Source organism: candidate division KSB1 bacterium (genome assembly GCA_024655945.1).
In the GTDB taxonomy this organism is placed as follows: Bacteria; Zhuqueibacterota; Zhuqueibacteria; order JANLFK01; family Oleimicrobiaceae; genus Oleimicrobium.
Genome location: JANLFK010000012.1, coordinates 125,796 through 138,402, shown reverse-complemented (window position 1 = coordinate 138,402; position 12,607 = coordinate 125,796). Strand labels below are relative to the sequence as shown.

General features: G+C 62.0%; 8 protein-coding genes. 2 read left to right on the top strand and 6 right to left on the bottom strand.

Annotated elements, in window-relative coordinates; translation table 11 throughout:
* Positions 1 to 234 precede the first annotated feature (234 nt).
* Entirely contained in the window at positions 235 to 1,104 is an 870-nt protein-coding gene (locus NUW13_13545; GenBank protein MCR4440041.1) for a M55 family metallopeptidase, read from the top strand.
* Between the two features lie 122 nt (positions 1,105 to 1,226).
* Complete coding sequence (locus tag NUW13_13540) at positions 1,227 to 2,411, top strand: alpha/beta hydrolase-fold protein (protein MCR4440040.1); 1,185 nt, start codon at positions 1,227 to 1,229, stop codon at positions 2,409 to 2,411.
* A gap of 185 nt (positions 2,412 to 2,596) precedes the next feature.
* Here the strand turns inward: NUW13_13540 and NUW13_13535 are convergent, their stop codons facing one another.
* The 6 genes from NUW13_13535 to NUW13_13510 form a co-directional block, all read right to left on the bottom strand.
* Positions 2,597 to 4,126, bottom strand: a complete 1,530-nt coding sequence (locus NUW13_13535; protein MCR4440039.1) for a right-handed parallel beta-helix repeat-containing protein — start codon at positions 4,124 to 4,126, stop codon at positions 2,597 to 2,599.
* Positions 4,127 to 4,489: 363 nt separating this feature from the next.
* On the bottom strand, positions 4,490 to 7,225 hold the full coding sequence (locus NUW13_13530) for a T9SS type A sorting domain-containing protein (GenBank protein MCR4440038.1): 2,736 nt from the start codon (positions 7,223 to 7,225) through the stop codon (positions 4,490 to 4,492).
* 369 nt (positions 7,226 to 7,594) lie between these two features.
* Entirely contained in the window at positions 7,595 to 8,416 is an 822-nt protein-coding gene (locus tag NUW13_13525; protein ID MCR4440037.1) for a hypothetical protein, read from the bottom strand.
* Positions 8,417 to 8,906: 490 nt separating this feature from the next.
* Entirely contained in the window at positions 8,907 to 10,322 is a 1,416-nt protein-coding gene (locus NUW13_13520) for a DUF362 domain-containing protein (protein MCR4440036.1), read from the bottom strand.
* A 509-nt stretch (positions 10,323 to 10,831) separates the two neighbouring features.
* Entirely contained in the window at positions 10,832 to 11,371 is a 540-nt protein-coding gene (locus NUW13_13515) for a phosphatase PAP2 family protein (GenBank protein ID MCR4440035.1), read from the bottom strand.
* A gap of 245 nt (positions 11,372 to 11,616) precedes the next feature.
* Positions 11,617 to 12,480: a DUF3078 domain-containing protein gene (locus NUW13_13510; GenBank protein MCR4440034.1), complete on the bottom strand. Its 864-nt coding sequence runs from the start codon at positions 12,478 to 12,480 to the stop codon at positions 11,617 to 11,619.
* Positions 12,481 to 12,607: the final 127 nt, after the last annotated feature.

Below are 12,607 nucleotides of genomic sequence, written 5' to 3'. Positions count from 1 at the left end.
AGGCGATCAGCATGAGGAACGGTGCTATCGATCCCCAGCGGTCTTTTCTACCCTGTTGCTCCGCTGTCTCGGTGGCCTCCAGATGCCCACATTCAGGCACCAGTTCGCGTGAGGAGCCGGAAAATTTTCGGCGGAATCCTCTCAACTGCGGCGCAGAAAAGCCTTGACTCCTCGCCGGAAAATCGCTATCTTGCAGGCGGATTGCAAGGCAAGAGACAAGAGTTGGAGGGAGCCATGAAAAGAGTGCTCATTCTGGCACTGGTGGCAGTTATGACGGCGCCGCTTAGCGCCCGAGGAGGCGTGCCCCACAAGGTCTTCATCTCCGTGGACATGGAAGGCATCAGCGGGGTGGTCAATTGGGAAGAAGTCGATAGGAACGGCAAGGACTATGACTACTTCCGGCGGCTAATGACCAGAGAGGCCAGCGCGGCGGTAGAGGGGGCGCTGGCGGCTGGCGCCACAGAGATTGTGGTGCGCGATTCCCACGGCTCGGCGCGCAACATCTTACCGGAGGAACTGCACCCTGCTGCCCTTCTGCTGCGCGACTGGTCGGGCGGATTCAAGGGGATGATGGAAGGGATCGACGAGACCTTTGCGGCGGCCATCTTCATCGGCTATCACGCCAAGGCGGGCACGCCCCATGCTACTCTGGAACACACCATGAGTGGCACGGTCACCGACCTGACCATCAACGGCGTCTCCCTGCCGGAGGCCGGACTCAATGCGCTCATCGCCGGCCACTACAACGTGCCGGTGGTCTTTGTGGCCGGCGACAAGGCCATCTGCCAGCAGGTGAAGGAGCTCCTGGGTAATGTGGAGACTGTCGCGGTCAAAGAGGGGATCGGCAATGCGGCGCTGTGCCTGCACCCGGAGGTGGCGCGCGACAGGATCCGGCAGGGGGTGACGCGCGCCCTGCAGAACCTCGCCGCCTACAAGCCCTACAAATTGAAGCCGCCGTACACGATGGTCCTTAAGCTTAAGAGGGAAGAAGTGGTGCACGAAAAGTCGCTCTACCCCGGCGCCAAGCGCACCGGCGACTGGGAGCTGACCTTCACCAGCAACGACTTGTTGGAAGTAGTGAAGGCTTTTAACCGGATGCACTGAGCCGGATGGCGGGGCTTGGAGTCTTGCAAGCGGCGATCTGGCACAAGCCAGGTGCCTATTCGCGCTCGGGTGATCGGGTGCGGTACACGAAAGAGGCCTGTACCCGCAGGGCTCCGCAGCGGGTGAGGTGCAAGCTTGGCGCAGCCGGCTGGACTTGGCTCGTCCTCTTCCTGTGCCTGGCCCCGTCTGCCTCAGGGCAGCGCTGCAGCGCCGTGCTGGCGCGGCTTTTCCAGGCGCCACCGGTCGAGCGACAGGCTCTCGTCGATAGTCTCTACGCAGCCTGTCCAGCTTTTCCCGTGGTGGAACAGGACACAGTGGTTCACTTTCTCTATCGCGGCCAAGCACGAAGGGTTGCCGTGGCCGGAGACGCCACCGGCTGGCAGCCGACATGCCTGCTGACGCGCCTGCAAGGGAGCGACCTTTGGCACGCGCGCTATGTCTTCGCAGCCGATGCTCGTCTGGACTACAAGATAGTGGTCGACGACAACCTTTGGCTGCTGGATCCCATGAACCCTCTGACGATCCGCGGCGGTTTTGGCCCTAACTCGGAACTGCGCATGGGGAAGTATCGGCCGCCGGCGGAGCTTGTCCCTCAGCCGGACCTGCCGGGCGGTTCAGTGCGCGATACGGTCATCACCAGCGTCCACCTTGGCGGACGGCGCAGGATCTCCGTATACATCCCGCCTGGCTTTGAGGGTCGAGGTATGCCATACCCCCTTGCCCAGTTCCATGACGGCCATGACTACTTGACGCTGGGGAACGCTGCCACCCTTCTGGACAACCTCATCGCCTCCGGCAAAGTGGCTCCCCTGGTAGCGGTGTTCCTTTCTCCGGAAGAGCGCCAGCGCGAGTACGCAGGCGATAGGAAGGAAGCCTGGGCCGCGTTTATCCTGTTCGAGGCACTCCCCTGGGTGGCGGCCCGATACCCGGTGAGCACAGACCCCCGGCTGCGGGCTACCATCGGTGCTTCAAACGGCGGGAACATCTCGCTCTGGCTGGGCTTTCACCACCCGGAGCAGTTTGGCAATGTGGGGGCGCAGTCTTCCTACGTGGAGCCGGCGCTCGCTAAGGCATTCCAGGAGGGCGACAAACGGCCCCTGCGCATCTACCTGGACGTCGGGACGTATGACCTGCCGCTCCTCATCCCTTTGGTGAGGGATCTCCGCCAAATCCTGGACCGGCGCGGCTACGAGGTCTGCTACCGGGAGCCGCACGAGGGGCACAGCTGGGGCAACTGGCGCGCCCACCTGGATGACCTGCTGACGTTCTTATTCCCGGGTCCGGCCGTTCCTGGCCCACGACAGTGAAGGGCGTCTCTGCAGCACCGTTGACCAGTGCCCTTCGCTGTGTTCCTTAAGATCCGTTCACCAGCCTTGGTCCGATCCTGGACCAACGGTCTTGTCGCAGCGGACAGCTTTTCGGGTCGGTAGGGACAAGCGCGCTGTTGCAAGCGCCTTTCCGCCTTGACCCCAAGAGGCGTGGTGCGCAGGCCTCACCTCAGGAGCACGAGCTTTCTCACCTCCCGGAAGAGCACCAGGTTATCCCTGGGCTCAACTGCCTCAAGGCGGAGGAAGTAGATCCCCGCAGGCAGGTCATGTGCGTCAAAAGCCATGCGGTGCTCGCCCGCGGCCAACCGGTCGTTCGCCAATCTCCTCACCTCTTTGCCCAGGGCATCGCAGATATCCAGCCTCACTTGCGCGCGCTGCGGCAGGGCGAAGCGAATGGTCGTGCAAGGATTGAACGGGTTGGGGTAGTTTTGCAGAAGCCAGACTGCTCCCGGAGAGGGCTGCGCGTCGCCGAGTCCCGTGCTGCCGAATTCATAGGCCCCAATGTCCGGATGGGCATCGCGCGGATGGCCCTCAAGGTGCGTGGTGGGCGCGCCGAGGGTGGTACCTGCATCAATGGCTGGGCTGCCCGGGGAGAGGCGATAATCACCGGCCGTGCCCCAGCCGGTCTGGATGAAGCGCGGATCGCCGCACAGGTTACCCTCGCCCAGGCCTCCGATTCTGCCACAGTCATACTCCTGGGTGCCATGGTGGAGGAGTGTCGTGCTCTGCGGGATGAAGAACAGGTTGTGATCCGCGCCCAGGGTGCTGTTCCCGTGCACGTAGATGGAGGTGTTTGGCCCGCGCCCGCTGAAGATGCAGTTGCGGATGGTGACCTGCACCGGTACCGGGTTCTCGTACTGCACGTAGAGCAGGTACTCGTTGCCCAATTGGTCATCCACCGTGACGTTGACAATCTCGAAACGGGCACCCGCCTGTTCGACCTGGTCGATGACTATTGGCGCCCACGGCGTGACTTCCGGCTTGCCATCTCCTCGACCGTAGATGAGGGTGTTTTCGATTCGGCTGTTGTCCGCCCAGACCTTGACCCCGTCGCAGGAGTTGTTGGCCACGATGCAGCGGCGGGTGGTGGTATTAGCCGCTTTCGAGTCTAAGGCGTCGCCGTAGTTGTGTTCGGCAATGGTGTTCTCGATGAGAATCGGCCCCTGCGAGGGCTCGATGCCAAAGCCGTCCGGGCGATCGTAGGGGCGGTTGGAGCCATCGCCGCCCTGGTAGTAATGCCCACCCCAGGAGAGGGAACAGTCGCGGATGGTCACGTGACGCCACCCGCCGTAAGCCCCCTCTGGTCCGCCCAGCGCCCCGAAGCCGCAGTATTCCAGGCGGCAGTTCACGATTTCCACCTGCTCGACCTCTTGCAGGGTCATCCCGTACTCGTCGATGTGGTGGATGTACAGGTCTCGAAAGACCAGGTGGTGCCCAGGTTCACCAAGGACCTCAACGCCTTCGCGGAACCACTGAGCCTCTCCTGTAGCCTGAGCGTCATGGGTGATTTCCAGGTTCTCGATGCGGACGTACGACATGCCCGAGAGGTCGATTGCCGTCAAGAGGTTGTCGCGTCCCGCCAGCACGGGCCGATTGCCCGTCTCTCCGCGGATGGTGACCCAGGCATTGGCCGTGCCCGGAGGGGGCACGATGATGTCGGCGTCGTATTCGCTGAGAGTGTAGCGGCCGCCCAAGAGGATCAGCGTATCGCCCGCACTGAGTTGCCGCGAGCCAAAGCCGGGCGTGGCCCAGGTCTGGCTTCGCGTGCCCGGGTTGAGGTCGTTGCCGGACGGGCCGACGAAGTAGACCCCCCGCGCAAATGCTGCAGTGTCAGGACCGAGAACAATGCCGCAAGAACGAATTTGTGGCTCATGGCTTTGCCTCCTCTGTGTGCCGGGCGACTACCAGATCCGAGTTTGCAGCAGGACGCGCGAGGCTGCTCTGCTTGCCAACGTGACCACCGCCGCTGCCCTGTGCGCACCTGCCCGAGAAGTGTCTGGCAACTCGTTTTCGTGAGAGCAAGGTGTAGATTGCCGCACGGCTCTGCCGCATGCGCGCTACCTTATTAGCAGCACTTTTTGCACCAGCTGGGATTCCCCTGCTTTCAGGACGACCATGTACAGCCCACTTGCCACGGGGCGTCCTGCCTTGTCCTTCCCATCCCAGCTGACCCTGTGCAGACCTGGCGGCTGCTCACCTGCCACCAAGGTGCAAGTCTTCTGGCCAAATGTGTTATGCACCTCCAATGTTACGCGGGCTGGTCGAGCCAGCTTGTACGAAATCACGGTTTGGGCGTTGAACGGGTTGGGATAGGCAGGAAAGAGTGCAAAGCTTTCGCTCGGAGCGGCGGTCGTCGGCACAGCTGAGGGCAACTCGCTTAGGTACGTGCTGTAGACCCCGTTGCCATGCGTGGCCGCGGCCAAAAAGCCATCTGACTGGCGGACGTCAATCATGTCCACCACGACATTGCCAATGGTTTGTGCCCCTTCCTGCACCCAGATGGTGTTCATGCTGTCCAACTTGGTGGTGGAGAATAGCCCCATGCTCGTGCCAGAAAAGTAGACGGGTTGTCCTTCGACGTAGAGAATGGCAATCCAGCGCACCGATGGTCCGCTGCCGCTGCCGTCGGGGTTTTGCTCTAAATTGCCGGCCACCGGAATCCAGGAGTTGCCGCCGTCCTGCGAGGCATAGATGCTGATCACCCGGTAGTTGGGAAAGGCCACCAGCAGTTTGTTGGCATCGCGCGGGTCTACGGCAATGCAGCCGATGGACGGGCACCACGGGAAGTAGGGGAAGTTACTTCCGGTGATCTCCTCCGGCTGCGGCTGGCCGAGATGGGGATTATCGAGACGAAACAACTTGGCCCCAGGCGTCCAGCTGAAGGTTGCGAAGTAGAGCCGCCTGGGCTGGGCCTCGGACATGCCCACGGCGGTGATCTGTCCGCCCGAGACCTTCTCCAGACGCTCCCAGTTGACGCTGGTTGGCCGGGGCGGAAAGACATAGGGGATGGCGGTCAGATCCGCGTTGCGCCACAGTTGGTCTCGCCAGGGCAGGTACATGACCTTCTGGTCGTGGGGGTCCAGAAGGAAGGGGGGCATCCACAAAGTGCCGCCACTGGCCTGTTCGGGGGTGATGTTAGTCCAGCGCAGCTGGCCGTTCGGGAAATCGAAGCGCCACACCGCAAAGCTGCCGGCCTGGGTGGCATAGAAGTAGTCTCCGCCGTGCGCAATAGCCGTGAAGCCGCCATCCATTGCACCCCCGAAGATGACTTGCCATGGCTGCAACGGGTCCGGTACCTTGGTGAAGAGAAAGGCGTTGTCCTGGGTGCCGCCGAGGATGGTCTCGCTGCCAGGGGTTCCGTGGTCGATGGCCACGGAATAGAACTGGGTGGTGCGGTAACCGTTGTTCAAAGACTGCCAAGGAATGTGGTACTCCCCGGAGCGAAGATCCAGGGTCGGCTCGGCAAGGTTGTCGTCGGTTCTGAACACGCCGCCGTCGTTCCCCACCAGCATGACCCGGGGATTGGAGGGCAAAAAGACAATGGCGTGCTGATCAACGTGAAAGTCGCTGTACGCCCCGATCAGTTCGAAGGACTGACCGCCATCCCTGCTGCGGTAAAGCCCCACGGTCCCGACGAAGAGGACGTTTTCGTCATCCGGTTTCACCTTCACGATCATCATGTGGCCGCCATAGGTAATCATCTCCCCTCCCCAGGGCAGGTTGGCCGTGAGGTCTGTCCAGCCGCGGTTGCGCTCGTATTTCCACAGCTTGGTCTTCAGCCCGGTGAGGTAGGAGAGAAAATAGACCACGTCCTCATTGGACGGGGCAATGCCAATGGCGGTCCGCTGGGTGGTATCGGGCCACTGGGGCGGAGAGATCTTCTCCCAGGTAAGGCCATCCGCCGAGGTATAGACCCCGTTGTCCGGGCCGATGCCGCCGATAGTGATGTAGAGGATGCCGGAAGGCGTGGCAGCGACCTCGGTGCTGTGGTACTTTTCGCCGAAGTAAAGCACTTGTTGCCAGCTTGCGCCGCCGTCGGCGCTGCGGAATAGCCCGTTGGAGGTTGCCGCCAAGACGCCGTCCTCGGCGAAGGTCTCCAGGCCAAATACGTAGTCGAAGGCGTCCGCAGCTTCCGGCGTGCCCGAGACGGTAGCGGGAAGAAGGGACCAGCTTTCCCCGCCATCGGTGGATTTGAAAATACCGTCGCCGCGGTAGAAGGCATCGCTGAACGTGAGGTGAGCAGCGCTTCCCCCTGTCGGGTAAGATTCTCCCGTGCCATAATACCAGATGTCTCTCTTGCCTGGCGAACGATTCTGGGCAATGCACGAGACGCTGTGCAGTTGATCCGGGGCAGTGGTCTTGCGCCAGGAGCGGCCGCCGTCGGTGGACTTCCACATTCCGCCCGAAACACCCCCGGCCAGGATCACATTCTCGTCGCTCACGTCAATCGCCAGGGCTCTGGTGCGACCGCCCACGTTGCACGGCCCCCTCGCAACCCAGTCGACGGTGAGAGCTCGCTGGTGCGCTCCGGAGCGCTTGGCCAGGCCTCTGACAAACTGCAGCTCGGCCAAGCCGATGTCCCGTGGAACTCTGTTGGTGGCCGGATCGCGCAGGCAGAACCACTCGTGGCGCTTTCTGGCAAGGGGGTCCTCCTTGGTTCCTTCTGCGGCCTCAGAGTCCAGGCTCCATGGCGTCGGTTGCATGCGCCGGGCTGTGCGGGCATAGAAAAAGACAGTCACCAGAAGAAGGGCAAATGCCGTGACGATGCCTATGAGAAGGAAACGCTTCTTCATGAAATGGTCTCCTGCTCCCAAATGAACGCAGGGGCACTGCTCTCAATCGAGGGAACGTAAACCCAATACTCGACTCTCGGTCAGGTGAGAGAACGGTACCGCCCACTCATCAATCCTGTCCCCTGCGTGCAGCCGAGGCTGGCCAAGCCGTCTTATGTTGGTGAACACCGGCAGCCGGTGTACGGGCATATGGCTAACAAAACAAGAGCCGTTCCTTGCTGGCGGAGCCCACCGACAGGAGGACAACTCACCAACCACCGGCTGGCGCTCCGTTTGTGGCGTGCAAGGCCAGACTGCGCTAAAAGCTGTATGCAAAGCCAACCCACGGGAAGAACGGGAATCCACCTTCCTGAATAAGTTCATCGAAAGTCAAAAGGCCAAAATCTGCTGCCAGGTGCCCCCCGAAAAAGCGGATGCCAAAGGAGAGAAAGGCTGTTGTCTCTCCGTCCCAAGAAAGATAGTTCTCGGACAACAGCCTTGTTCTTCTCCCGCTCCGCAATTCTCCGCCAAACATGAGGACAGGATTTTCTGCGAACTTGCCGCCAGAGAAGCCCCATCCCAAGCCAGCCGTGCAACCTCGGTCGGTGTTGCCAAAGGTGCCCACGCCGTAGAGCATCCCCCGGCTGTGCCCTCATCGCCGAAAGGCACGTGAAGGTAAAGGAGACCGGAGGCGAGGTCGAAGCTTGGCAAGTGAAGCAGGCGGACCTTTGGGGCGAAAAAGGCGATTTGGTTCTCAGCGCCGGGAAAAAGAGAATAGCCTCCGCTCAGGGCCAGCCAGTCGGTAACGCCAATAGCTATGGTGGGAAAGAACACCCAGTAGACGGCGAAATAGCCTTCGCCTTGCGGCAGAGATCTGCCCGTCGGCGCAAAGAAAAGGCAGGTGTTATTCGGATCTGGCGGGAGAAATCGGCCTCCACGCAGTGTGCCCTTGAGCATTTCGACCTTCTCGATCTCCACCCGGGGGATCGCCACAGTGAAGCCTGCAACAGCCTTGAGCTCAATCTCTTGCTCCCCGGTCTTGAGTATGCTCCCGATGAGCTCCGATCCGTCCTTCAGGATCACTCGCACCAGTTGGGTCGAATCCGGACTCGCCGCCTCCTGCGCAAGGAGTCTGGAAGAGAAAAGCAGGTACAAGGCGAGGAGGAGCAGCAATCCCCGCCAAAGCCTCTTAGCTCCTATTCCTGCAGACATCTTGTCCCTCGTTCCGCGCTGATGGCAGAAGAGCCCCCGGCAGGCACAGCGCGGTGCGCCTACGGGGAAAGGCTAGTTGCAAGCCTCCCGCCCCGAGGGACGGGGTCGGGGAGTGCACCAGCACACCAAGAGCAGCCCCTCTGCCACTTCTGAGCTAGCTCTCTCGCGGGAGAGGACGCGTGTGCTCGCTCTGGTGCGCGGAGTTCGTGTATGCATTGCACGCCACTATCCCGGCAACCTGCTGCTTATTGACCCTCGGGCGGCGGGCTCATCTTCTGCGGTGACAACGCGCCGACCCTGCCTTTCCGTTTAAGTTCCGAGCGACTGGAGTGGAGCCAGCCCGTCATAGACTCTTGGCCCAAACCGAGACCAGGCCTTCTGCCCTCCGTGGCGCGGGCAGCAAGACCGCGCGGAGGCGCAGGTTATTTGCCCCAACATCAAAGCTTTCCAAGGCCAATGAGTTTGCCTTTTCGTGGGAAGGATCGTTCTCCTACTTTTCGTAAATCATCTTCACCGTGCGGCACCGCGGGCCCGCCTGGAGGCGACAGAAGTAGACCCCACTCGGCAGACCCTCCGGCTGCCACGAGAAAGAGTGGTAACCGGCGTCGAAGGTCTTCTCACACAGCGTGGCTATTTCCTCGCCCATTGCGTTGAAAACCTTCACGGCGACGCACTCCCTCCGCGGGAGGGAGAAGCCGATGGTCGTTCCTGCATTGAAAGGATTGGGATAGGCGGGATAAAGCTCCACCTCCCTGGGCTGTGTTGCGAGAGGCGGCGCTGGACAGACGCCGGTAACCAGTCCCGCCCCGTCTCCGACGATCTCGATTGCCGCAAGCGCATTCGTTCCCACCCCCCTCTGGGAAAGGAGGAAAAGGTGATTGTCGCACCGCCCGCCACCTGGCAGGGGGAGGGTTTCGGCAGCCGGGTCGATCCCCATGAGACAGGTTGCCACGGCGTCGGTGGCAACCGCATCTCTACCAGCCAGGAGCACGTGGTCTTCGGCAGGGCGAAAGGTCGGATTCCAGGCCCCTTCTCCGCCACGGGCATTCTTGACGCCATCGATGACTGCCAGCTGCACCGGTCTGGCCAGGTTCAGGTCGCAAATGGAGCGGGGGAGATGGGTTGATGAGGTGCCTCCTTGCGTGTGCAGCGCATCTCGGCGGCCCCTATTGCTCGGCGTCTCGTAGAGCGGCTTCGGCACCATCCCGACCTGGTTCTTGAGCGCGGCGGTGATGCCCGCCTCGTAGTGCTGCTTCAACTTCGGAATGGAAATGTACACGTCAATATCGCGGAGGATCTGATTCACCCTAAAGGAGGAGTAGAAGAAGGCCTTCTCGCCGACCGGAAGGTCGGTGAATTGGGAATAGGGAGCCGGCTGATTGAGGTCGACCAACCGCACCCCAAGGCTTTGCCCCACGGCAGCATAGCCGAAGTTGAAGTAGGATGCAGAGTCCCAGAGCGCCTCGACCAAGTACAGATCGGCGGGCCGAACGCCGCAGTCCATGACCAGCTCGGCCACGGCGCGCAGCACTTCCGGGTGGGTCCACATGGTCTCGGTGATGGGCACCCCTCGCAGCCTTGCGCTGCTGGCAGAGCCAGAGCCACCGGTGAGGTTGACCTTGATGGCCACCCGACTGCCCGCGCCGCACAGGTCGGCTATCCCCCCCAGCGAGTCAAAAAGGTGTTGCACCTTTTGCCGGATTAAGGCAGGATCATAGCTTTCCGCCTGGGTCACGGCCACCGTCGCCGCGCAAGTCCTCCCGGCGTGAGGAGGGCGTGCGCTCAGCCCTCTCGCTTTCCAGAGGGGTGAGAGGAGCACTCCGGCGGCGGCGCTTCCCACTGCCGCCAGGAATTGGCGGCGGGAGAGGCTGCGGTCGCTTTGGTCCTGCGGTCTTCCCTTTGTCATCCGCGAACCTCCTCGGGTGCGGTCCGAGACTTCTCTCGGTATGTCTCCGCAAGTGAGCTCCCCTCCGTGCCTTCGCCGCGACCCCTTGGTGCTGAGTCATGCCGAGCACTGCCCGACGTTCGCCGCGCGCAAGAGGTGAGCCCTTCGTGGCCCGCGAACCCAACGAACGCTGCCTGGCCATGAGGGGGATTGCCTTTGCGGGCCGACTTGACCTCCCGGTAAGCCACTCACAGCCAAGCAAGACGTTCTGGCGCCTCTGAGAAGCAGCCAGGGTTCTGCGCGGTGTCCGGTCGCAGAGGATGCTGTGATGTGGCTGCGGGCTCGGTTACGTATGGCGTACGGTTCCCTGACCCCCGCCTGGCTGGAGGCTGACCGGGCGGGAGAGCGCCCCCCCTGGCTCCTGTACACCGCATGCCCATGGGCCGATGGACGTGGGTTGCACAGCCGGCACATTATACGAAACGCCGCGGTCAATGTCAAGAAAAAACTGCGGCGAACTGTCTCGGCGATCACCAACAGCGCCATACGCCCACGACGACCGCCCCTCGTTCCCCGAGCATGGCCGCCTTCCGTCCTTTGTAGGGCTTCGTGAGCAAGGCACTGCTCGCCACGCCGATGACCGCGCCAGCCACGACGTCGTGCACGTAGTGCTGTCGTGATGCCACGCGACTGTAGGCGACGAAAGAGGCGGCAGCTATGGCAGGGGCCCCGCACTGCCAGCCGTAGCGGGCGTACATGCACTCCGCCGCGGAGAAGGCCAGGGCGGCATGGCCAGAGGGAAAGGAGTGCTCGCCTCCGATCGGACGTGTCTCACTGATTGCATATTTCAAAGCCATGGTGAGGCCCGCAGTGACCACCAGCGAGGTTGCCAGTTGTTTCGCGCCCTGCCCATCGCGATGGGCAACGTTCAATGCCCCGCTGGTGGCGGGCAGCGCGATGAGAACGAGGGTGCCTGCTGTTTCCAGGTCTCCTGCCGCCGCCCGTGACTGCAAACCCAGGCACGAGGTGCTGGCGATGATGGCCACCAGCAGGGGGTGTCGAGCTCGCATAGAGGCAATCCTCCGAAAATAGGTACCGTATCCCTTGCTCGCCAGCCGAGAGGGGCTCTGCCAGCGTCGCCGGCCCCAAGCCTGCGTCGCCTGCCCGTGGCCGACGAGGGGGCGCGCCGCACGTGCAAGACGTTCCGGCCATGCCTTGCCGTACTGCTTCTCGGCGCTTTGTGCAAAAAGCCCTTGCTCTTGTCGTCGCGTATTGTTAGTTTTGCACAACGTTCTCTGACACTGCCATGGCGGCCTCAGAAGACGTCCAGCACAAAGCCGATGCCAAGAAACTCCCGCAATTGCACCTTGCGGGTCTGGTCGCGGTCATACAGTAAGAAGACGCTGAGGTTGACAGAGACAAACTTGGCCATTTTCGCCTCGAGGCGGTTGTCCAGGCGGGCATCTACTTGCCGGAAACCGCGCAGGTTTGAGAACAGCTCGAGCGTCTGCCCGAGCTTGAGGTTGCTGTTGACCGCCAGGTTGACGTCGGTGCGCGCGGTGAGCCCCGGCTCCACCTTCACCCGCTCCACCGCGTTGGGTGTCTTCGGGTCGTCGCTGTAGGCGGTCAGGTGCCTGGTGAAGGTGTGCTTGACGGCGACGCCGACCTTGGCCTGCACGCGGCGGGTGAGCACAAGCCCGAAGCCGGAGCTCTCCATCAAGTAGGCCGGGTCCCAAAAGTCCGACTTGAGCAGAGGCGGCTCCTTGCGGTAGTCGTACCCCTTCGCGAACTGCGTGAGCAGGCTCAAGGAGATGTAGGGATTGGAGAGAGTCTTGCTCTTGTGGGTGTACTGGGCGTAGAGGTCGATTTTGTCCTGGGTGTTCCGTATTCCTTTGGTGCCGAGGCGCGTCTGCCCGAAGATGAGCTCCACCTTGGTCTGCCAGGCAGCGCGGGGCAGGTCCTGTGACAGCGTCAGGTTCAGCCCGCTCACGTAAGCCAAGCTATTGTCCGCGCCCTGCGCCCAATTGGTGAAGCTGGTCTGAGCTACGTCAAGCCGAAGGCGCAATGCCTTGCGCAACGACGTGCTGTCCGGTGCCTTTGTCTCCGCAAAACAGGACACAGTTGCGAGAAAGGAGACGATGACGGCGCCCACTGCGGGCAACAGCCAGAGACGCTTCATTGCTGGAACTATCTCCGGAGGCGGGGTTAGAAACTTTGCACGAGGATGCGGCCTCGCCGTTCCCTAGATTTGCGTGCAAATATAGACAAAAGCCGCGCTGCAAACAAGCGGAAACTTTGCCGTCAGG